At 61.3% G+C, this 22216-nt stretch carries 12 protein-coding genes and 3 pseudogenes; 4 read left to right on the forward strand and 11 right to left on the reverse strand.

The genetic code is table 11. From position 1 onward, the window contains the following. Nucleotides 1–12: 12 nt before the first annotated feature. From AC07S4_RS21155 to AC07S4_RS21180, 6 genes and pseudogenes are all read right to left on the reverse strand, one after another. Complete coding sequence (locus tag AC07S4_RS21155) at nt 13–1137, reverse strand: RHS repeat-associated core domain-containing protein (RefSeq protein WP_494988525.1); 1125 nt, start codon at nt 1135–1137, stop codon at nt 13–15. A 10-nt stretch (nt 1138–1147) separates the two neighbouring features. Further along, a complete protein-coding gene (locus tag AC07S4_RS21160) occupies nt 1148–2539 on the reverse strand; it encodes an RHS repeat domain-containing protein (RefSeq protein WP_494988526.1) in 1392 nt (463 codons plus the stop codon). After that, nucleotides 2536–4884, reverse strand: a complete 2349-nt coding sequence (locus tag AC07S4_RS21165) for a hypothetical protein (RefSeq protein WP_494988527.1) — start codon at nt 4882–4884, stop codon at nt 2536–2538. Before AC07S4_RS21165 ends, AC07S4_RS21160 begins: the two co-directional genes overlap by 4 nt. 11 nt (nt 4885–4895) lie before the next feature. Beyond that, nucleotides 4896–7247, reverse strand: coding sequence for a hypothetical protein (locus tag AC07S4_RS21170; RefSeq protein ID WP_494988528.1), 2352 nt, complete (start codon nt 7245–7247; stop codon nt 4896–4898). Between the two features lie 313 nt (nt 7248–7560). After that, a complete protein-coding gene (locus AC07S4_RS21175) occupies nt 7561–7848 on the reverse strand; it encodes a hypothetical protein (RefSeq protein ID WP_494988529.1) in 288 nt (95 codons plus the stop codon). Then, nucleotides 7845–8315: pseudogene (locus AC07S4_RS21180) on the reverse strand (IS30 family transposase); the annotation flags it as partial. The gene AC07S4_RS21175 and the pseudogene AC07S4_RS21180, both read right to left, overlap by 4 nt. 8 nt (nt 8316–8323) lie before the next feature. On the opposite strand from AC07S4_RS21180, the pseudogene AC07S4_RS21185 reads away from it, so the two are divergent. The 4 genes and pseudogenes from AC07S4_RS21185 to AC07S4_RS21200 form a co-directional block, all read left to right on the forward strand. Beyond that, nucleotides 8324–9507: pseudogene (locus AC07S4_RS21185) on the forward strand (IS66 family transposase); the annotation flags it as partial. A 200-nt stretch (nt 9508–9707) separates the two neighbouring features. Beyond that, a complete protein-coding gene (locus tag AC07S4_RS21190) occupies nt 9708–10115 on the forward strand; it encodes a hypothetical protein (RefSeq protein ID WP_494988530.1) in 408 nt (135 codons plus the stop codon). A gap of 65 nt (nt 10116–10180) precedes the next feature. Further along, nucleotides 10181–11662 (forward strand): B12-binding domain-containing radical SAM protein, encoded by a 1482-nt coding sequence (locus tag AC07S4_RS21195; protein WP_494988531.1) that lies wholly within the window; start codon nt 10181–10183, stop codon nt 11660–11662. Nucleotides 11663–11681: 19 nt separating this feature from the next. Continuing rightward, the gene (locus tag AC07S4_RS21200; protein ID WP_494988532.1) at nt 11682–12110 is read left to right on the forward strand and encodes a hypothetical protein; all 429 of its coding nucleotides are present in this window, start codon (nt 11682–11684) and stop codon (nt 12108–12110) included. Nucleotides 12111–12828: 718 nt separating this feature from the next. Here the strand turns inward: AC07S4_RS21200 and AC07S4_RS21205 are convergent. The 5 genes and pseudogenes from AC07S4_RS21205 to AC07S4_RS21225 form a co-directional block, all read right to left on the reverse strand. Continuing rightward, nucleotides 12829–13158: pseudogene (locus tag AC07S4_RS21205) on the reverse strand (transposase); the annotation flags it as partial. Between the two features lie 141 nt (nt 13159–13299). Then, complete coding sequence (locus tag AC07S4_RS21210; RefSeq protein WP_494988533.1) at nt 13300–14997, reverse strand: ATP-binding response regulator; 1698 nt, start codon at nt 14995–14997, stop codon at nt 13300–13302. Then, nucleotides 14994–16163 carry a response regulator gene (locus tag AC07S4_RS21215; RefSeq protein ID WP_494988534.1) on the reverse strand — a complete coding sequence of 390 codons (1170 nt, stop codon included), beginning with the start codon at nt 16161–16163 and terminating at the stop codon, nt 14994–14996. The genes AC07S4_RS21210 and AC07S4_RS21215 overlap by 4 nt, the downstream gene beginning before the upstream one ends. Before the next feature lie 33 nt (nt 16164–16196). Beyond that, the gene (locus AC07S4_RS21220) at nt 16197–20579 is read right to left on the reverse strand and encodes a response regulator (RefSeq protein WP_494988535.1); all 4383 of its coding nucleotides are present in this window, start codon (nt 20577–20579) and stop codon (nt 16197–16199) included. Continuing rightward, nucleotides 20561–22123 carry a cache domain-containing protein gene (locus AC07S4_RS21225; protein ID WP_494988536.1) on the reverse strand — a complete coding sequence of 521 codons (1563 nt, stop codon included), beginning with the start codon at nt 22121–22123 and terminating at the stop codon, nt 20561–20563. The genes AC07S4_RS21220 and AC07S4_RS21225 overlap by 19 nt, the downstream gene beginning before the upstream one ends. Between the last annotated feature and the right edge of the window lie 93 nt (nt 22124–22216).

Here is a 22216-nt window from a genome sequence, read left to right on the forward strand (position 1 = left end):
TAATCAGCACTCTTATTGGCACGTTGAAGGACAGCTACGTTTCACAGCTTTCTCGGCATTTGAAATGCGGTTATTTAAATCCGTCATCATTCTGGAATCGTGCTGACTATCCTGACCTTGCCACCACTTTTTCGTATTTTCATCGCGAGCAGCCTTGCAGCGCTGCGCATTGCGCAAATCATTTTGCGCGTTATCACAAGCATTTCCTCCGGGTGGCGGAGGGTCATCACAATAGCTCTTGTATTCGCGGCGATTCGCTTCCTTCTCGATGGCTTGTTGCAGTCCACGGTCTGATGAACTTGAATTGGCCATCGGCTGGTGACTAATACCCCACCACACAGCTCCTGCCACCGCGGCTGTAAAGATAGCCTCACAGCCACCCGCTGCGCATACTGCAATTACGAGCGGGACAAACTGACCCGTTGGATCTGTGTATTTGACTGGATTGCCGAGCGAGTAGCTGTACGTGTTGATGCCACCAGCAAGCCCAATCGGATCGCTCTGTACGTACCGCCCGGTTTGCGGATCGTAGTCCCTAAAGTAGTTGTAATGAAAATTTGTCTCCTTATCAAAGAACTGCCCCGGAAACCGCTGATTGTAGGTGAAACTTGCCGCTGAGCCAGGCTTCTCGTTTGGGGGTGTTGATCCGTACGGATCGCTGTCCCATTTCCAAACCAGGGCGTTGCTCTGATCGGTAATCGCTCTCGGCGTGTTCAGTTGATCCGTCTGGACATAGTACACGTTCGAGCCACCTGTCGATCCGCTGGCTACCACCAGTGCGGCTGGATTGGAGAGGAGAACCGGATTCTCCGGGTTGGCTACGGTTGCCTTCGCTACGATGTTGTAGGTGCCTGCCGCGACATTGCCGAGTGCCAGGCTGAAAGGTGCGGTGGTCGATTCACCAAGTGGTGATATGCCATTGAAGTATTCGACCTTGGTAATTATCACCGGGTCCGGATCCGCGTTGACGGAGATAGACAAGATCACGCTGGCAGGCACCGTTGCGGTGGATGGCGTGGCCAAGGCGGTGATCGAAGTCGCCGCCGATGCATTGGTCGCTGCAAGTGACGCGAACGCCAGCCAGGCGGTAATGAGGAAGTTCTTGAACACGCTGGTTCCTTTGTTGTGGTTCTTCATCTGCATTCCCTTACTTGAGCACAGCTACCGGCACATCGTCCAGGTAGACATATTCGGTAGTGGCATCGCCAGTCGTCTCGGCGATCAGCTTGCCGTTGGCGTCGTAATGGAACACCGTTGTGGCCTGCGGCGTGACCTTTTGCACACGCTGGCCAAGCACGTTAATCTTGTAGCTCACCAAGCCGATGGCCGTGGTGGCCGACATCATGCGTCCGCGCGCGTCGTAGTTGAACTGGCTGTTGCCGTTGTTGGTCGTGCTGCCGTTCAGGTCTGTGGCAATGGTGTTGGTCTGTCCGCCAGCCACTTGCGTCAGGCGATTACTGGCCGTGGCATAGGTGTAGTTGGTGATGGCCGCGCCATTGGTGTACTGGGTGCGGTTGCCGACCGCGTCGTAGCTGTAGCCCAGGCTGCTGCTGCCTTTCTGCTCGCTGGTGATGCGGTCCAGCTGATCGTAGCCATAGGTGCGCGTATTGGCCGCGTTGCCCGCGTCAGTGACGCCGGTGATGCGGCTGGCGGCGTCATAACTGAGGGATTGCACTTGGCCGTTCAGCGTGTAGCTGGTCATGCGCCCGTCCAGATCGTAGGTGCGCGTGTACAGTTGGCCGTTGCCGAACGTGAGCGACTTCAAGGCGCCGAACGGCTGGTAGGTGGCATCGCTCACCAGTGTGGCCGTGCTGCCGTCCTTGGTACTGCTGATGCTGCTGATGCGCCCGGTGCTGTCGCGCAGATAGTCGACGGTGCGGCCACTGGGGTAGGTCAGCCCTGACAAAAGTCCTGAGCTGTAGCGGTAGGAGGTTGCATAGGCGGTGCCGCCGATGGTGCGTGTTTCAGTTAGTACGCGGCCGTGCAGGTCGTAACTGTACTCGGTGGTGCCGCTGACGTCGGTCACTTTGCTGAGCCGGCCAATCGCGTTGTCGCCCGTGTCGTAGACGTAAGCAGCACTGGTGCCGTCGCTGTAGCTGACGGCGGTAACACGGTTCAGCACGTCGTAAGTGTAGCTGGTCAGCTGGCCCTTGGCGTCGGTGCGGGTTTTTAGATTGCCGGCTTCGTCGTAGGTACTGGTGGTCGCGCCAGTGTCCGGTGAGGCGGTCTTTGTGAGGTTGCCCAATCCATCAATGGTGTAGACGGTAGCCAGGTTGCGCGCGTCGGTTACTTGGGTCAACTGGTCCTGGCCATCGTAGATGAACTGAGTGACGCCATTCTTGGCGTCGGTGACTTTCGTGCGGCGGCGCAGGATGTCGTACTCCTGCTTGGTGATGCGGTTTAGCGGGTCTGTGATCTGGGTCAGGTTGCCGATGGCATCATAGACGTAGCTGGTGGTGGTGTTTTGCGTTTGCGCGTTTGCGCTCGCAGCCAAAACGGCGAAGGCGGCGGCGATGCATGTTGGAAGAGGGCGCGTCATTGCAGGGCTCCGGTAATTTGCTTGAGGCGGTTGAGTGCGTCGTAGGCGCGGCTGATTTTGCGGACGAGTGCGCCATCGGCATCCTTGACCTGCTCGCCGGTGCGGTTGCCCATATTGTCCAAGGAATAGGCGACTGAATTCCCGGAGGTGTCGGCGATGCCGGTAAGGCGATGTGCGGTGTCGTAGGTGTAGCTGATGCTGGAGTCATCCGGCAGCGTGGCTTTGGTCAACTGGCCGATACCGTCATATTCATAGCTGGTGGTTTCGCTGCCTTTGGAGACGGCTGACAGCCAGCCACGTACGGTATAGCTGAAATCGGTATGTAGACCGTTGGGGTCGGTGATACGGCCAGCGCGGCCGTGGGCGTCATAGTTCGAGAGCGTGGTGACATGGCCCGCTGCGTTGGTGATGCTGGTCAGGTTGCCTGCGTTGTCGTAGACGTAAGTAGTCTGATCGTTCACATCGGTACGTGGGCCTTTGGCGGTAAGGCGCTGGCCCAGCGCGTTGTATGTATAAGTGCGTGTTTGCGGTAGGCCTGTCACTACAGCGCCAAAGCCAGTGGCGCCGGTCGTGTCCGTTGTGGCTTGTACGGTTTGCGTTAACAGATTGCCGTTGTTGTCGTAGGTGTTGGTGGTCAGACGCTTGGGTTCGGCGATCCGGGTCGGTAGGTCTAAAGTGGCGTGCCATTCGGTCGAGATGGTGCGCGCCAGGTTCGTACCGCTGCCCTCCACGCGCTTAGTAGGCAGGTTGCGAGCCAAATCGTAGGTATAGACAGTCTGTTGACCGTCGAAATCACTGGTCGAAGCAACATTGCCCTTAGAGTCATAGGCGATAGTTCTGTTGTTGATGGCGGTACTACCTAAAATTGGCTGGCTAATACGGGTAATCTTTTTAATCCCGTTCACTAAGGTGCTGTATTCGTATAAGCGCTGAGTTCCGAGTGGATCGGTCACGGAACTCAGGGTGTCATTATTTGCCACAACTGAGTATTTCTGTACGGACCCAGCATGTTCGGTCGATACCGCTTTGTAGTCTTTATATGTAAACGTTGCATAGCGATTGGAATTCTCGTCAATAATTCCAGTAAGAAGCGTTGCGCGTGAAATGTTTGTCCGTCCCGTCTCATTGTATAAATAACTTATTTGTCTACTGTCCGGGTATGTAACTGAGGATAAATTACTATTTTGATCGTACGAATATGTATATGTACCACCAGCGGGGTCTTGCATGGACGATAGCCTGCCTGTTGAGTCATAAGTAAAATTCAGCGATGCACCAAAGGCGTCTGTAACGCCAATCAAAAAACCACGGCGAGGAGCTACCTCAGGCAAAGTGGTTGCATCGCTATATGTGAACCTGGTTTCTTGGCCGTTCAATTCCTGTGACACCAAGATGCGACCTGTGACATCGTATGTTTCTTTAGCTTGCGTTTGACCATTTTTAACTTGCCATCCAGTTCTAATTCCGTCGTTACCAAAAACTGGAATAAGACTATCCTTTACGTCCACGGCGCCTGCATAGGCAATCCCTGAGCCAAAATATAAAATTCGGCCACTTCCTCGCCTAACTGCTATATCTCTGGTCTTGCCGTTCGCCGCGTACGGGTAGCAGCGACGGTCCAGCATCTGCTTTTCAGCTTCCAAATAGCAAGCCTCGTATGGCAGATCATCATTCTTTGCGTTCAAATCGATCACCGACAACTCATAATTGTGCGACCATCGGTTAAGATCGCTTCTATATGTGCGAATGAAACGAAGCGTACCTTGGGCATTTTCATAATCTGTCCGAACTTCCTGTTTGCTTAAAGTAGAAGGGAAAATTGGATTGCCGACGTGCGGAGGCAAGGCAATTTTCGGTATGTTAGCTTTACATTCTTCACAATCCGGATTGACGGATGCCATTCGATAACAAAGCTCCTCTTTGGGACCTAACGTCCAGCCGCCGTCCGCAGGGCAATAATGCATGACATACCCGCCCCCAGCGGTGACCGTGGTATAAGGAGGGTACCCCGGACCGCTAGTAGCGACACGAGTTTGAGTAAATGAGAAATGCCACTTATCCCACACATTGTCACTCTCGACCCATGTTTCATTGCCAAATTCAATTGTGCAACTAATTGTTCCACCGCTTCTCATGCAATTATCGATCAACGCGGATTTTAACTCTGCTGAAGCGGGCTGGTAGTTTTGATAGCCAGGGTTCCAGTACTTCTTGGCCTTAACGTATTCCCAGTAGGTCTGTGCTGATGCCATCTGGATTACCGAAAGGCACCCTAAGGTCACAAGCAAAAGCTGGCATAATGCGGTGAAAAGCAGTTTTTCCAATTTCAATCCTAACTCGTTCATTCCTAACCTCATTACAGAGCTCCGGTGATTTGCTTAAGGCGGTTGAGTGCGTCGTAGGTGCGGCTGATTTTGCGGACGAGTACGCCATTGGCATCTTTGACCTGCTCGCCGGTGCGGTTGCCAATACTGTCCAATGTATAGGCGACCGAATTCCCGGCGTTGTCGGCGATGCCGGTAAGGCGGTGTGCGGCGTCATATGTGTAGCTGATGCTGGAGTCATCCGGCAGCGTGGCTTTGGTCAACTGGCCGATACCGTCATACTCATAGCTGGTGGTTTCGCTGCCTTTGGAGACGGCTGACAGCCAGCCGCGTACGGTATAGCTGAAATCGGTATGTAGACCGTTGGGGGCGGTGATACGGCCAGCGCGGCCGTGGGCGTCATAGTTCGAGAGCGTGGTGACATGGCCCGCTGCGTTGGTGATGCTGGTCAGGTTGCCTGCGTTGTCGTAGACGTAGGTAGTCTCATCGTTCACATCGGTACGTGGGCCTTTGGCGGTAAGGCGCTGGCCCAGCGCGTTGTATGTATAAGTGCGTGTTTGCGGTAGGCCTGTCACTACAGCGCCAAAGCCAGTGGCGCCGGTCGTGTCCGTTGTGGCTTGTACGGTTTGCGTTAACAGATTGCCGTTGTTGTCGTAGGTGTTGGTGGTCAGACGCTTGGGTTCGACGATCCGGGTCGGTAGGTCTAAAGTGGCGTGCCACTCTGTCGAAATTGTCGTTGCCAACGCAGTACCGCTTGCTTCCACGCGCCTGGTTTCAAGATTGCGGGTGAGGTCGTATGTGTAGACCGTCTTTTTGCCATTGAAATCCAAGAAAGACGTGACATTGCCATTCGCATCGTAGTAAACATAGGTGTTGTTGACGCCCGAACCGCCAGGGGCTGGTTGATAGATGCCGGTGAATTGTTTGATGCCGCTGATGATGGTGTAATAGGTGTAGTCACGCGCCGTTCCCAGGGGATCGGTCACGGTAGTCCAATTGGAGGCAGATTCCTTCAGCATATATTTGTTGACGCCGCCTGCGTGTTCGGTGGCCGTGGCCTTGTACTCGGAATAAGTGTAAGTGGCGTAGCGGGAATTATTTTCATCGACAATGCCAGTGAGCTGGCTCTCGGCGGCGATGGTGACTTTGCCCGTCTCGTTGTACAAGTAGCTGATTTTTTTGTTGTCGGGATAGGTTACCGATGCCAAATTGCCTTTGGCGTCGTAGGAATAGATGTACTGTTCATTGGCGGGATCGCGCATGGTCGCCAGTCTGCCGTCCAGGTCGTAGCTGAAGGTCAGCGCGGCTCCAAACGAGTCTGCAACACGTATAAGCAGACCAACACGCGGCGCCACCTCGGGCGGCGTGGTGCTGTCGCTATAGCTAAAAGTGGTTTCCTGTCCATTTAGCTCTTTGGAAATAATTAACCGGCCAGAAGCGTCGTAGGTTTCAGTGGCATTGGTCTTTCCATTCTTTACTTGCCAGCCGATCTTGGTACCGGACCCATCCGAGATGGGGGCCAGCTGATCTTTGACATCGGGAGCGCCTGCAAAGTTTTGCCCCGAACTAAAATAGTGCACGCGGCCATTCCCTCTTCGAAGGGCGATGTCCTTGCTCGTACCATTTGCAGCATATGGATAGCAATATGGCTTGATGGGAGATGTTTGGCCATAGTAGCGCTTTGGCTCTAGAAAGCAGGCGCCTTCGGGGCCATTCCCGTAGTTGGGCGCATTCATATCGGAAACCGATATCTCATAATTGTGCGCCCACTTGCTAAGATCGCTTCGATAAGTCCAGACAAAGCGGAGCGATCCCTTTGTGTTTTGATAGTCGGTACGAACTTCCTGTTTTGTTAAATTGGAAGGAAAAATGGGGTTTCCTATTTTTGGTGCTTGGGCAGGAGGCGGGCGGTTAGCTTTGCATTCCTCGCAATCGGGCTCAGATTCGTTGTCTCGATAGCATATGGGCGTAGCGATGTTGATTCGCCATCCATTGCCACTGGGGCAATTGAAATAGATGGGGCCAGTTGAACTGACAACAATTTCATACTCTGGTTGATCCTGAGGTTTGACCCAATGCGAACGGATGAAACGATATTTCCATGTAGCATCTGCTATTTGATAGAATTCTTCACCATAAATGACTGAGCACTTGGCGCCGAGCCTCAGACAAATTCGTGCGGTAAGTTCGGCTGATTGTGGGAGATGCAGGGAATTTCCTGGCTCAGAATTTTGAGTGTCGTGGTAGAGTTTTTGCGGCTTGACATATTCCCGTATTGGCATTTCTGCCGACTGGGCCGTAAAGGTAGTGACGGCAGCGAGAGCAGCGAGAAAGCAGGCTGTATGAAAAGTCTTGCATACTGCGCGAAAATCTGGGATATACATGTAGATACCTAAAATGCGTGCGGAAATTTCCGTAGGGCAATTTTAAAGTATTTTTCTCCAAGGAAACTCACCAATTGTCACGCCAGTGAAAAATGCGGTCTGAAACGAAAAGCACGAGGCATCGACTCTAGTTTTTTTATAACCACCCGTGCCACGCACGTATTTTGAACGGCTCGCGGGTGTCTAGGAGAATCGTGGAGATTCAACTGGCGGGAATGCCGTAGCGGGCGGCCGCCGCTATGCTGCAGGACACGCTGTCGTGAAGCTGTGCTGGAAAGTCGGCGGGAGTCATGGCTTCGCCTTGGTTCGGTGCCTACATTCTCGGCGGTTCAGAATCGTCGCCATCTTTCTTGTCACGGTCGCGGAACGCAGCGACTTCCGCTTGCGGATCGAATTTGCTTTGCTTGCCAGCCGAGAGAGAGTTCCCACCGCCGTCAGCTTTGTCCCCGTCGATGCTAGCGAGAATGGTACTCGCGAGCCTGCCGCCGACCGTGTTCGTGATACGGTCATTCATCGATTCCTTTGCCATTTGAGCGATGCCACCGATTAAGCTGCTGGCGGCACCAGCAGCAACTCTGGCTGCTTTCGCTTGCGGATTCAATCGGTGGTCGCAACACACCTTTCAAATTGTTGAGCCGGCGTTCGGTAGTGTAGCGTCTTCCTGGGACGTTCGTTCAGCCTTCTAGCCACCTCATCGAGATTGTCCTGCGAGTAGGTGGAAAGGTCCAGACCCTTCGGAAAATACTGGCGTAATAGCCCGTTTGTATTTTCATTCGAGCCTCGCTGCCACGGGTTCTGCGGATCGCAAAAGTAGACCTGGACATCTGTGGCCAAGGTGAAACGCTTGTGCCCGGCCATCTCTTTCCCTCGATCCCAGGTCAGCGATTTGTAAAGCTCGTGCGGTAACCTGCGGGCATTGTCGATCAGTGCGTTGACCACTGTCTCAGTGTCCTTGCCGGCGACTTTTACGAGCATGACATAACGCGTCTGACGCTCGACCAGCGTAGCAATCTGGCTGTTGTGGCTGCCAAACAGCAGATCACCTTCCCAATGCCCTGGCACGGCGCGATGCCCTGCTGGCCGAGAGGGAGTTCAAGATCACCGCGCTGACGCACGAACTGGCCTACTACCGGCGTATCCGCTTCGGCAAGGCCAGCGAGGCGCTCGTCGGCGAGCAGCGCTTGTTGTTCGAGGAAACGGTCGACATGGACTTGGCGGCCATCGAGGAGGAGCTCGAGGGGCGAGCGCCGGCCAAGCGGCAGCGCAAGCGCGCTGGCCGGCAGCCGTTGCGCCTGAGCTGGCGCGCATCGAGCACCGCCATGAGCCCGCATCGTGCCGGTGCGGCCGGTGCGGCGCCGGCCTGGTCAAGATCGGCGAGGACGTCAGCGAACAACTGGACGTGGAACCGGCGCGCTTTTTCGTGCATCGCCACATCCGTCCCCAATATGCCTGCCATCCCTGCGAGACGGTGACGGCAGCGCCGATCCCGGCCGAGTGGATCGGCCGCATCGGCGTGGCGCTGCAGCCGCTGGCCGACCTGCTCGCCGAGCTGCTGCGGCAACAGGCGTGCCTGCATGCCGACGAGACACCGTTGCGCCAACTCGACCCCGGCAGCGGCAAGACCCGGCACGCCTACCTGTGGGCCTACCGCTTCGGCGTGCACGACGCCGGCCCGCCCATCGTCGTGTTCGACTACCAGACCAGCTGGGCCGGCGCGCACGCGCGCGCCTTCCTGCATGGCTGGCACGGCCACCTGATGGTGGACGACTATGTCGAGGAGGCGCTGCGCCGCATCGCGGCGCTGTACGCGATTGAGCAGCAAGGCGCCGGACTCGATCCGCCGCAACGGCTGGCGTTGCGCCAGCGCCTGGCCGTGCCTTCGCTGGGCGAGCTGCACGCCTGGTTGCTGGCGACTCAACGTACCGTCGCCGCCGGCAGCAGCACGGCGAAGGCCATCGACCACGCGCTCAAGCGCTGGCCGGCGCTGATCCGCTATGCCGACTCGGGCAGTCTGCCGATCGACAATAATCCGGTCGAGAACACCATCCGCCCGATTGCCATCGGCAAGAAGAACTGGCTGTTCACCGGTTCGGAACGGGCCGGTCGCCGCGCCGCCGCTATCCAAAGCTTGTTCGCCACCGCCAAGCTGAACGGACTCGATCCGCTGTGCTAGCTGTCCAAGGTGCTGGAACGTCTCCCGACGTGCCCCAACAGCCAGCTCGATACGCTGCTGCCATTTCCAGACTCCATCCCCCGCTGAACAGCCTGTATAGGTTAGCATCGCCAAACAAACCCTTTGATCTATATCAATATGATTAAACTATTATCTTTGACCTGCTGTTCTAAACTGTCCTAGCCGGCCATGGCGGCACCATGCCTTGATCCTGCGTTACGCGGCAACTTGCCTTGAACGTAGATCAAGTCTTTGCCTCGATACCGATAATCCGTAGGGAGTGACTTATGGCGAACATAGTAGTCCCGTCACTGGACGACGATGCCGCAAGCCTGCTGGGGAAATCTTATGCCCAGCTTCGACTTGAGGCGGCAAAACTCGAAGCGGCCCTCGTCGCGTATTACATGGGGAAAGGGCCAAGGCCGAAGGGAGGCGATGGCCCTGAACCCTACCTCACCGATCAGGACCTATTCATCGGAAACACCATTCTGGGCACGCTCGGCGCCGTAGGGTTCATGAGCGCGGCTCAACCTGGAGTGTCAGGCGAGACTGCAATACGAGATGTTCTCGTTGCCCTCACCATCGCCCAGCTGACAGCTGGACTGAGCGACGCAAATTTCACTCGCCGGTTTCAAACTGAAGCAGCAGACCTCCTCGACAATCATGTGCAGCGGATGAGAAAGAAGATCGAGTAGCGATTGTCCCGAGGCGACCTGCCTGCGCGTGCCCTTGGCCACTGCAATGAAAGGAAGGTGTCGCAATGCGTGTAGTTTTGATTTCTCCCCCGGTGATGGACTTCCGAAATCGAACTCTGGTCCCCATCGCCCAAGATGAAAGTCGAGAGTCGCCACCCTATGGCATCTATCTGCTCAGCAACGTCTTGAAGCACGCCAGCTATGAATGCCTTGTCATTGATCTCATCGCCGAGCAAACAAACGACATGGCGGGATTTCGCGACAAGATTGCTGATGCTGACCTTGTCGGCATCGGAACAACGTCGCTGAGTTGGCCGGCGGCTCTGACGGTGATCCGTCAGATTCGATCACAAAGCGCGGAGGTGCCGATCGTACTTGGCGGCATCCATGCGTCGATGTTTGACGCATACCTTCTGTCGGAATTCCCTGTGGACTATGTTGTGCGCGGCGAAGGGGAGGAGGCGCTGCCGGCCCTCTGCCGCGCAATCGAGGGACGACTGGATCTGTCAAAGGTGCCCAATCTTTCCTGGAAGGATAGGCACGGTTCAGTAGTTCGCAATCCTGCGGGGCCGAAGATCAGAGAGGAGCAGTTGTCCGACTATCCGCTTCCGGACTACGAGGCACTCCCGGCGGGCGTATACAAGGGAATTTCACTGGAATCATCCCGAGGATGCGCATTCGACTGCTCCTTCTGCAGCACCTCATACCGAAAATCATGGCGGGGAATGGAGTCTGCCAGATTTGTCGACAGGCTGGAGTCGCTCCAGCAGTACACGCATAAGGGCGTCATCGGTACGACGCATATCATCGACGACGAATTCTCGATGAATCCGAAGCGAGCCATTGCAATCGCAGAGGAGATCCGATTGCGCAATCTCAACCCACGGCTGGTCTACGACTCGCGCGCCAACGATTTGTTGTATCCAGGTTTCGTCGAGAATATTGCCGACCTAACTCATCAATTCCTTGTCGGTGCCGAATGCGGCTACGACGAGGGGCTGCTCAAGATCGGGAAAGGCACGACCTGCGAAAAGCTTGAGAGCGCCGCAAAGACCCTTTTTCGGCACGGTATCAGCACGCGGGCCGACTTCTCGTTTGTCCTCGGACTTCCTTGGGAAACTGCCGCGGATGTTCAAAAGACGGTCGCTTTCGCGGCTCGCCTGTTCGGAGAATACGGCGTGCGTGTCTTGCTCCAGTGGTATTGCCAAATCCCTGGTTCGCGACTGTGGGAAGCGGATCGGTCCAAGGGCGTAGTCGGTGAGGCGCTGTACAACGACTTCGGCTTCTTCCGGAATCTGTATCTGTTCCGATCTGGCGTACAGCTCACTCCGAAGGAAATCTGGGACATCGAGGACCGTATCCTTCGACTTCAATGGCTGGCTTCGCTCGCCGTCCCCGAGCGAAGCATGATTGAGAACGGATTCCCATCGCCGATTTCAGAGTTCTTTCCACGGGCAACGATTCCAAAGCCTGAGCCTGACACCGGCATTATTCGACTAAGGGAATTGTCTCGCCCGTCTGTTCCTGTCGGCATCCCACAGCGTTAACTCGAAAACGGAGGATTTCATGAACTGCGAACCCAGTCACTCTGACCCATCAAATCCGAGCCCCCCCTACGAATTCGATCGCAAGCGATTCGCCAAAATGCTCGAGCGCGTCATTACTGACAAGGACTTCAGCGAGCGAATGGAACGATTGCCGCTTCAGGTGCTGACAGAGTCCGGATTTGACCTTCGCGATGACATCGCCAGGCAAGTCGAAAGCCGTACGATTTCGGAATTGCAAAAATTCGATCCACTCGGACCGGTTGCCAACGTGGCCGTGAGTGTCGGCATCGATGTGGGCGTGGTAGTCATGATCAACGTTGGCATTCACACGAAGGCTCGTTCATTTGGATCTGAAACGATCAACCCCGTGATTCGGGATCGAGTGCTCGACATCGTCGAGGAGCGACTCGAGGTGCAGAAGCATCTCGCCAAGCCGAGATCGTTCTAGAGCGCTCCAATGGGCGCTGCGGCAGGTCGGATGCTTGCAAGTGATCCAAGAGGTCGCCCACAGCGGCCTCGATGTCGAAGATGAGGTCGTTGTTCTCGGCCATGCGCTCGATTTTGTTGGCGTGGATGAGAAATAGTGCAGCATCTTCCTAAAGCAAATAGTGCGGACATTGTTCTTAAAACGCCAATGAGACTATCGGTGCGTGTTGATCGAGCAGTTGGAAAGGAATATTGGCCTGCATCCTATTCCGCAATCACGCAGCAAAGAGCAATGCATCGGCCAGATATTGACCGAAGAAGATAGCGTCCCCGGCAGTGGTACACGAACTGTGATCGTTGGGAGGTCGGGTCTCCCTGTCAGTTGATGACGGCAGACAGCCGCGCTGGCGGGGGTGTACTGGATTCTGTGTAAACGGGTTGTCGTTTAAGCCTGCGGCACCCGGTCTTCATATTAATCGATTCAATTGCGTTCGTGGTGTAAATCACCTTGCGGATTTCCGGCGGGTAGGTGTTGCCGGGGTCGAGCAATTGCTCGAAGACCGTGGTGTCGGTTTCCCCATTTCTGCTTCCTCGCGCTTGTTGCGCTGGATTGGCGCCTGCACCAGCGAGGCATCGACGATCTGGCCGCAGCGCGCCAGATAGCCTTGCGAGAGCAGTTGCTGCTGGAGCTGTTCGAATACTTGATGGCCAACGCCAACTTGGGCAAGGCGGTCGCGGAACAGCCAGATCGTCTTGGCATCGGGGATATTGCTGCTTTCAGTCAGGTCCAGGAAGCGCAAGAAGCTGCGGCGGTCGAGCAATTGATATTCCAGCGCGTCGTCGGCCAAGTTGTAGAGCTGCTGCAGCACCAGGATTTTGACCATCAGGACCGTTGGGAACGGTGGACGGCCGCCTTTAACTCGGGACGGACGAGGTGCGGCGGCATCGATACTGGCCGCCAGCGCGTCGAAATCGACATGTTTGGCCAGGCCCACCAACGGATCGCCCAGTTTGGCGCGCTTATCTTCGCGCTCTTGTTCGGCAAACAGGCTGATCCGGGGTTTCATCATGGCGATACACGCTGGGCTGGTTCGATGTCAGAATTTCACCGAACCAGCGTTGCTGATGGCGGGGTTTTTAGAGCTGCCCTTATGTGGCCGACACTAAACTTAGGCGGTGGCGCGGCCAGTATGCCGATGCTGGCCTGCATATCAATCCCCCGGCTGCTGCGGCGCGCGCGGCAGCCAGACCTCGATGCTGGTGCGGTTCTGCACGTCGTCGGTGCGCATCTCGACGTGGCCGTGCTGGGCCTCGGCCAGCAGGCGCGCGGAATAGGTGCCAAGGCCGGTGCCGTGGGCTTTGCCCTGGGTGGCGAATTTTTCCCAGAAGCGCTCGCGCAGCGCCTGCGGCACGGCGCCCCGATTGGTGATGCGCACCAGCAGTTCGGTGTCGTACACCAGCTCGATATCGACGCGGCACCATTCGGGCGATGCTTCGCAGGCGTTCTTGACCAGGTTCTGGAACAGCGAATGGCACAGCGTGGCGTCGCCCAGCGCGGCAACTTCGCCCTGCGGCGGGCCGGGGTCCTGCAGCACCAGGTCCAGGCCCTTGGCGGCGAAGGCCTTGCCGGTCAGCGCGACCACGCGGCCGAGGATGGTGGCGATGTCCAGCGGCTGCTGGTGCAGCGCGAAGCGCCCGGTCTCGATCTTGTACAGCTCGGCCGACAGGTTGACCATGTCGAGCAGGTGCAGCGTGGTCTCCTCTATCATGCGCAGCTGCTCGGAGCGGTCGGCCGGCGAGGCGTCCGGCATGGCGTGCAGCAGGCCCAAAATGCCCGCCAGCGGCCCTTTCAAGTCGTGTCGCGTGATCTGCTCCACCTGCTCGCGCAGGCGGGCGTTGGACACCATCAGGTCGTAGTCGTCCTGCAGGTTTTTGTGCAGCTGCACGTAGCGCATGAAGTTCTCGACCTTCACCTGCAGCATGGGCGGGTCGATCGGCTTGGTGACGAAGTCCACCGCGCCCAGCCCCATGCCGCGCTGGCGGCTGGCGGCGTCGGTCAGCGCGGTGACGAAGATGATGGGGATGGTTTCCGACGCGGGGTGCTCGCGCAGGGTGGCCGCCACCTGGAATCCGTCCATGTCCGGCATCATGACGTCGAGCAGCACCAGGTCGGGCGGGTTGTCGGACTGGCACATGGCGATGGCGCGCGCGCCGTTGTGGGCCAGCCTGACGCGGTACTTGTCCTTGAACAGTTGGGAGATCAGCTGCAGGTTGTCGGGCGTGTCGTCCACCACCAGCACGGTGGGCATGGCCGAACGCGGCTTGGCGGGAAGCGCTGCAAGCGGCGCCGTGGCCGGCGCTGCACCTGGCGCGGCGGGCGGGACCGGCGGCGCGGCGTCCGCGGGCGCCGCCGCATTGGCCTCGGGGGGCGCCGCCTCAGGCTCTGGCTCCGGCTCGGAAGCGGCGGGCCGCACGGGCTTCCACCGGAGCGCCCGCTGCACCCGCTCCAGCAGCCGGTCCGCCGTGTAGGGCTTGAGCAGCATGTCGCTGACGCCGGCCTCCACCGCCAGCTGCACGCGCTCGCGCTCCGCCTCGGCCGTGATCATGACGAAGGGCAGGTGGCTCCAGCGCGGGTCGGCGCGCACGCGCTGCAGGAACTGCAGGCCGTCCAGCACCGGCATGTTCCAGTCCGACAGTATCATGTCGAACTGCTGGTTCTCCATCAGGCGCAGCGCGGCCTGGCCGTTGTCGGCCTGCGTCACGGTGTCGGCGATGTTGAACTGGCGCAGCTGGTTGGCGGTCACTTTGCGCATCGGCTCGAAATCGTCCACCACCAGGATGCGCAGCTGCGCGGCACTGGCCGCAGCGCGGCCAGCTGGCTTGGAAAAAATGCTGATGGGGTTGCTCATGGCTGGCTTCCCAGCAAGCGCTCGGTCTGCTCCTTCTTCTCCGCCATGTCGGCGTCGCTGTCGTGGAAGCGCGCGGCGATGGCGCGGAACTCGTCCAGCAGGCCGGCGAAGGCGTCCACCATGTCCGGATCGAAGTGCTTGCCTTTGCCGTCCAGGATGATCTGCACCGCCTGCTCGTGCGGCATGCCCTCCTTGTACACGCGGCGGCTGATCAGCGCGTCGTACACGTCGGCCACCGCCATCAGGCGCGCCGAGACGGGAATCGCTTCGCCCGCCAGGCCCAGCGGATAGCCCGAGCCGTCCCACTTCTCCTGGTGCGAATAGGCGATTTCCTTGGCCAGCGAGAGGAAGGGCATGGTCATGCCCAGCGCGCGCTCGGCGTGCTCGATGGCGTCGCGTCCCAGCGTGGTGTGGGTCTTCATGATTTCCATCTCGTGCGGCTCGAAGCGGCCCGGCTTGAGCAGGATGCGGTCCGGGATGCCCACCTTGCCGATGTCGTGCAGCGGCGCCGATTTGTACAGCAGGCCGATGAACTGGTCGGTCAGCGTGGCGGCGAAGCGAGGATGGTCCTGCAGCCGCTGCGCCAGCGCCTTCACGTAGTGCTGCGTGCGGCGGATATGGTTGCCGGTCTCGGAGTCGCGCGTTTCCGCCATCGAGGCCATGGCCAGGATGGTCACGTCCTGGATGGCCATCACCTCCTGCGTGCGGCTGGCGATTTCCCGCTCCAGGAATTCGTTCTGGTCGCGCAGGAAGTCCGCGCTGTCCTTGAGCAGCAGGTGGTTGCGTACCCGCGCCATCGCGATGGCGGGGCTGATCGGCTTGGTGATGTAGTCCACCGCGCCCAGGTCCAGGCCCTGGCGCTCGGCGTCCGCGTCGGTCTTGGCGGTCAGGAAGATGATGGGGATGTGGCGCGTGGCCGGATTGGCCTTCAGGCGGCGGCACACTTCGTAGCCGTCCATCTCCGGCATCATGATGTCGAGCAGGATCAGGTCCGGGCCGGGCACGGTCTGCGCAATGCGCAGCGCGCGCTCGCCGCTGTTGGCGATCTTGATCTTGTAATAGTCCTTCAGCAGGTCGTTGACCAGCACCAGGTTGTCGGGCGCGTCGTCCACCAGCAGGACGGTTTTGCGGGTCAGTAGCGGTGCCGGGTTGTCGTTGCTGGCCATGGTGGCTCCAGTTGAGATGTGGGGTAGGGTGGTTCAGGCCTGCATGGCTTCTTCCAGCGCCGCCAGCGCGCCGTCCAGGTCGAGGTCGGACAGGCCGGCTTCGATGCGGCGCCAGTGGCGCGGGTAGCCGGCCTTGAACAGGTCGGCCTGGCGCTGCCACAGGTCGACCGCTTCCGAGTCGCTGTCGCTGAGCAGCTCCTTCAACTCGGCGCTCCGCTGCTGCAGATGCTGCCGGTCGAGCGCAGGTTGGGCGGCCACCGTGCCGGGCGCGCCGGGCGCAGGAATGGGCGGCACGCCGCCGTCCAGCTGCCTCAGTCCGGCCAGCACCGGCGCCAGCTGCAGGGCCACGTCCGCCAGCAGCAGGTCGATGCGGTCGGGCGGCGCGCCGCCGGCGCAGGCCGATTCCAGTTCCTGCGTCGCCGCCGCCAGGACGCGCGCGCCGATATTGCCCGCCATGCCCTTGAGCGTGTGCGCGGAGCGTGTGGCGGCCGTGGCGTCGGCGTCCGCGCGCGCGGCGGCGAAGGCGCTGGCAAAATCTCCCTGGCTGTCGCGGAAGCGCAGCAGCAGGCGCCGGTACAGCGCGCCGTTGCCCATGGCGGTGGCCATGCCGGCGGCCGTGTCGATGCCCGGCAGCGGCGGCAGCGGTCCCGCCTCCATCACCGGCACCTGCGCCGCCGCAGCCGCCGCGCCGGGGACGGCGGGACGGATCCAGCGCGCCAGCGTCTGGAACATCTCGGCCACGTTGATGGGTTTGGCGATATGGTCCTGCATGCCGGCGGCCAGCACCTTCTCGCGGTCGCCCATCATGGCGTTGGCGGTCATGGCGATCACAGGCAGCGTGTCGTATTCGCTGTCGGTGCGCAGCGCGCGAGTGGCGGCGTAGCCGTCCATCACCGGCATCTGGCAGTCCATCAGCACGCCGTCGAAGCGGCGGTCGCGCGCCAGCACGTCGAGCGCCTGCTGGCCATGCTCGGCCAGCACCACTTCGATGCCGGCGCGCTGCAGCAATTCGGTGGCCAGCTCCTGGTTCATCTCGTTGTCCTCCACCAGCAGCAGGCGGGCGCCGTTCAGCGCGGCCATGGCATCCTGGTACTGCATGGACTTTTCCTCGGCGCGCGGGGTCTCCACCAGCTCGCCCTTGTGCAGCGCGCGGCCCACCGCCTCCAGCAGGGTGGACGGCGTGACCGGCTTGTTCAGGATGGAGGTCAGCTGCACGCCCATGCCGGCCGCGCTGGCCAGCACCTCGTCGCGGCCGTAGGCGGTCACCATGATGATGGCGGGCAGGGGCTGCGCCAGTTGCTCCTGCTCGGCCTGCAGCTGCTGCACGGTTTCCAGGCCGTCCAGGCCGGGCATTTTCCAGTCCATCAGGATGACGTCGTAGGGCAGCGGGGCGCGCGCCACCATGCCGAGCGCCTGGCGGCCGTCCCAGGCCAGGTCCACCTCCAGGCCGAAGGTGCGCGCCATGCCGGACAGGATCTCGCGCGCGGCGGCGTTGTCGTCCACCACCAGCACGCGCAGGCCGGTCAGCTCGTCGGCGCGGAACATGCGGCGCGGCCGCACCGCCTGCGACACACCGAAGCAGGCGCGGAAGTGGAAGGTGGAACCCTGGCCCGGCGTGCTGTCGACCCAGATGCGGCCCTGCATCAGCGCCAGCAGGTTTTTGCAGATCACCAGTCCCAGGCCGCTGCCGCCGTATTTGCGGGTGGTGGAGGCGTCGGCCTGGCTGAAGGACTGGAACAGCTTGTCGCGCTGTTCCTCGCTCATGCCGATGCCGGAGTCGCGCACCCAGAAATGCAGTTCCACGCCGTCCTCGCGCAGCTCCGCCAGCTCGACGCCGACGATGATCTCGCCCCGTTCGGTGAATTTCACGGCGTTGTTGCCCAGGTTGACCAGGATCTGGCCCAGCCGCAGCGGGTCGCCCACCAGGTCGGTCGGCACCTCGGGCGCAATCTCGAACAGCAGCTCCAGTCCCTTGCCCTCGGACTTGAAGCCGATCAGATTGGCCAGGTTGTCGAGCACGTCGCCCAGGTCGAACTCGGCGCGCTCCAGCGTCAGCTTGCCCGCCTCGATCTTGGAGAAGTCCAGGATGTCGTTGATGATGCCCAGCAGGTTCTCGCCGGCGCGCTGCACTTTTTCGATGTAGTTGCGCTGCCGCTTGTCGAGGCCCGTCTGCAGCGCCAGATGGCTCATGCCGATGATGGCGTTCATCGGGGTGCGGATTTCGTGGCTCATATTGGCCAGGAAGTCGCTCTTGGCGCGGGTGGCGGCCAGCGCCTGTTCCTTGGCCACGCGCAGCTCGTCCTCGGCCGCGCGCTGGGCGGTGATGTCGCGGTAGGCGCCGTACATATAGCGCACCTCATGGGAGTGCTCGTCGCGCACCACCTTGCCGATGGCGTGCACCCAGACCACGCGGCCGTCTTCCGGGCGGCGGTAGGCGTACACCGATTCGTAGCGGTCGTAGCGGCCGTCCAGCGCGCCCTGGTAGCGCTCGCTGGTGGCGGCGGCGGTCTCCGGGTTCGCCTCCAGCAGGCGGTCGAACCACTCGGTCTGCAGGTGGTAGCGGCCGTCCGGCTTGGGCGCTTCGCCCAGCAGGCGCGCCGCGCGCTCGGACTGGAAGTAGTAGTCCGGGTCGCTGTAGTCCACCATCCAGTACCCGCTGCCGGTGAGCTCGAGCGCAATGTCGGTCAGGAAGCCGGTGCGCTTGAGCTCCTGTTCCATGCGCTGGCGCGCGCTGATGTCGCGGAACACCACCACCGAGCCGATCAGGTCGCCGTCCTTGTACATGGGCGTGGTGGTGTATTCGACCGGGAAGCTGCTGCCGTCGCGCCGCCACAGCACCTCGTTGTCGGCCGCGCGCGCCTGGCCGTCCACCGTGGTCAGGTGCATGCGCCCGGCGCCGTCCGCGTAGGGGCTGCCGTCGGGCGCGCGGTGGTGCACGGCGGCGTGCAGGTCGCTGCCCACCAGTTCCTGGTCGGTATAGCCCAGCATGGCGGGCGCGGCCGGGTTGACGAAGGTGACCAGGCCGTCCAGGTCCATGCCGATGATGCCGTCGCTGACCGAGGCCAGCACCAGGCGGCTGCGCTCCTCGGCCGCCGTCAGCGCGTCCAGCAGGGCGGCGGTGCGCAGGTTGCGCTCGATGATCTCCATATTGAGCGCGATCACCACCATGGCGCCGTCCATCAGCTGCTGCGCGCGTTCGCCGAAGGGCTCCATGGTGGCCAGCTCGATCACGCCCAGCAGGCGGGCGTTGCGCAGCACCGGCAGGATGGCCACGCTGGCCGGTTCGGCCGCGCCCAGCGCGGAAGCGATGCGCAGGTAGCCCGACGGCGCCTGGCGCAGGATGATGGGCTGCCGTTCGCGCGCGCACTGGCCCAGCAGGCCGGAACCGAGCTCGATGTGGCGCTGGCCGTCTTCGGGCTGGTAGGCGTAGCCGGCCAGGAACTCCAGGCGCAGCGCGGCCGCGTCGTGGCGGTAGAAGGCCGCGCGGCCCAGGCCGAGCAGCGGCGCCAGCAGCACCAGGGTGCGCTCGGCCAGCGCTTCCATGCCGTTGGCCGACTGCAGTTCGTTGGAAATCGCGGCCAGGTTGGTCTTCAGCCAGCGCCGCGCGTCCACCTTCAGTGCCTCCTGCTGCAGCACCTGCACCGAGCGCGCCAGCTGGCCGATCTCGTTCGGGTAGTCGGTCAGCGGCAAGGCGTGCGTGAGGTCGCCCTCGGCCAGCTGCACCACCGCGCGCCGCAGGCGCTCGGCCGGCATGCGCACCGAGCGTGCGATCAGCAGGCTGAACAGGATGCCCATGCCCAGGCTGAAGGCCAGGATGGCGTAGGCCAGCCGGTTTTCGGCTTGGGCCTGGGCCTGGATCTCCTCGGTCTGGCGGCGTGCGCTGTCCTCCTTGATGGCCGCTACCGCGCGCAGCGCGTCGGTGGCTCGCAAGCCGTTCGCCTGAAAGCCGGGGTCGGCCACGATGGTGCGGGCCAACTCCACATCGCCTTCGCGCAGCGCCAGCAGGGCCTGTTCCAGCTGCCCCTTGTACAGCGCATAGGCTTCGTCGAAGTCCGCCAGGTTCTTCACGTTCTCGCTTTTAAGGATGCGCGGCCGCAGTTCCGCCATGGCGGCGGTGAGCGCCGCCTCGCCGTCGGCCACCAGCTTGATCGCGACCGTGCGGCTGGCGCGGTCCGGCGCCAGGATGGCGGCGCGCACGGCGCGCCCGCGCTGCGACATGGCCACCAGCGCGTCCTTGCTGCGCGAGATGCCGAGCAGGTCGTTGCGGTACACCGCCAGCATGGTGTCGCTCAGTGCCGCCTGGGTGTGGATATAGTGCAGCGCGAAGCACAGCGTGATCAGCAGGCTGCCGCCGAACCCCAGGGCCAGCTTCACGCTCAGATTCAGTCTTTCCAGGGTCAGCATGGTTCGGAACACGGGTACTCCTCGGCCGGCGCGCCTGTGTGGCGGCGGGCGGTTTCCAGGTTGATGGCCAGCAGATCAACGGCGGCCAGGAATTGTTCGTAGTCTGGCGTGCCAGGCCGCTGCGGCAGCGCCAGCTCAGCCACGCCGAGCAGGCGGTCCTGCAGCAGCAACGGCGCCAGCAGCAGCGCGGCCGGCGCCATCGCGCCCAGCGCCGAGCTGATGGTCCAGGCGGCGCCGTGCTGGCCGGCCGTGATCAAGCGCGGCTTGCGCTCGCTGGCGCATTGGCCCAGCAGGCCGTCGCCAGCGGCGATGCGCGCGGGCGGTTCGCTGCAGGCAAAGCTGCCGGCCAGGCGCAGCGTGCCGTCCGGCGCATCCACGTAGACCACGCCCTGCAAGGCGCCCAGCAGGCGGTGGCAGTCGCTCAGGAAGGACTGGATGATGGCGTCGCGGCCGCCGGCCTGCTGCATGCGCAGCGCCATCTGCGCCAACTCCATCTTGCGCTCGGCGCGTTGCGCCGCGTCGGCCGCCATGCGCGCCACTTCGGCCCCCGCCGCGCGCTGCGCGGCCTGGCTGCCGGCCAGCCGCAGCAGCAGGGCGCCCACCAGCAGCGTGGCGAAGGCGGCGGTCAGCGCGGCCGGCAGCGCGGCGGACCACGCCACGGTGCGCGACAAGTCCTCCAGCACGACCAGGCGCCAGTCGCCGGCCGGATCGTTCCAGTCCACGCCGGCCACGGCCACCGCGTGCGGCTGCCCATCCAGCGTGGTGATGCCGGACGCGGCGGAGAAGGGCAGGCGGCGCGGGTGGGCGGCATCGAACATGCCGGGGAACTGGCGCTGCGCCTCCAGCGCGGCCGCGCGCTCCGGCGCGGCGTCGGCCGCCAGCCGGCCCAGCCAGGCCGGGCGGCTGCTGGCAAACACCACGCCGTCCGGCGACAACAGCATGGCGGCGTGGCCGGCGCCGGCGAGCAGTTTGTCCAGCTTGTCCAGCCCGGTGCGCGCCACCACCGCGCCTATCGGATGGCTGTCCGGCGCCGCGCTGGCATAAACGGGGGCGCCGAAATACAGCGCGCGCTCTTTGCGCGACAGGCTAACGGCCGCGTAAACGCTGTCGCGGCCTTGCATGGCGCGCTTGAAATAGGGCCGGAAGCCGACCTCGGTGCCGGTGGCGGAAATGCCGGTGTCGTCCCAGGAGGTCTTGACCTTGCCGTCCTGTCCCACAATGAACAGGCCTTGCGCGTCGAACGAAGGGGCGACCGTGCTGATCAGGGCCAGCAGAGCGGGACTATTGGGCGCGGCCTGCAAGCGGCTTTCCAGCTTGACGGTCGGATCGGCCAGGCCCATCAGCGACACCGCGCCCATCAGTTTGCTGTCCAGCGTGAGCGACATGGCCTCGATCGCGGTGCCGGCGATGTTTATGTCCAGCAGGTCCTGGCGTTCCCGCTGCTGGGCCGTATGGCTGATGGCGGCCGCCGCCAGGGCTGCGGCCAGCGTGCAGGCGGCAACCGCTGCCCAGGCGCGGCGGGGATGGCGTGCGATCAGACCAGCGATTCCAGCCACATCGGCTCTCCGGGAGGTTTAGTTTTCCGTTAGCATATCACTAAAATTTACCGCCAGGAACTATATACGCCGCACAGGGTTACCGCCACCCAG

Source organism: Pseudoduganella sp. GW821-FHT05F09 (assembly GCF_059419605.1).

Coding starts and splice junctions, on each gene's coding strand:
- AC07S4_RS21210 (WP_494988533.1), bottom strand. CDS start 14,997: ATGAGCAACCCCATCAGCATTTTTTCCAAGCCAGCTGGCCGCGCTGCG.
- AC07S4_RS21160 (WP_494988526.1), bottom strand. CDS start 2,539: ATGACGCGCCCTCTTCCAACATGCATCGCCGCCGCCTTCGCCGTTTTG.
- AC07S4_RS21165 (WP_494988527.1), bottom strand. CDS start 4,884: ATGAACGAGTTAGGATTGAAATTGGAAAAACTGCTTTTCACCGCATTA.
- AC07S4_RS21170 (WP_494988528.1), bottom strand. CDS start 7,247: ATGTATATCCCAGATTTTCGCGCAGTATGCAAGACTTTTCATACAGCC.
- AC07S4_RS21195 (WP_494988531.1), top strand. CDS start 10,181: ATGCGTGTAGTTTTGATTTCTCCCCCGGTGATGGACTTCCGAAATCGA.
- AC07S4_RS21190 (WP_494988530.1), top strand. CDS start 9,708: ATGGCGAACATAGTAGTCCCGTCACTGGACGACGATGCCGCAAGCCTG.
- AC07S4_RS21200 (WP_494988532.1), top strand. CDS start 11,682: ATGAACTGCGAACCCAGTCACTCTGACCCATCAAATCCGAGCCCCCCC.
- AC07S4_RS21155 (WP_494988525.1), bottom strand. CDS start 1,137: ATGAAGAACCACAACAAAGGAACCAGCGTGTTCAAGAACTTCCTCATT.
- AC07S4_RS21215 (WP_494988534.1), bottom strand. CDS start 16,163: ATGGCCAGCAACGACAACCCGGCACCGCTACTGACCCGCAAAACCGTC.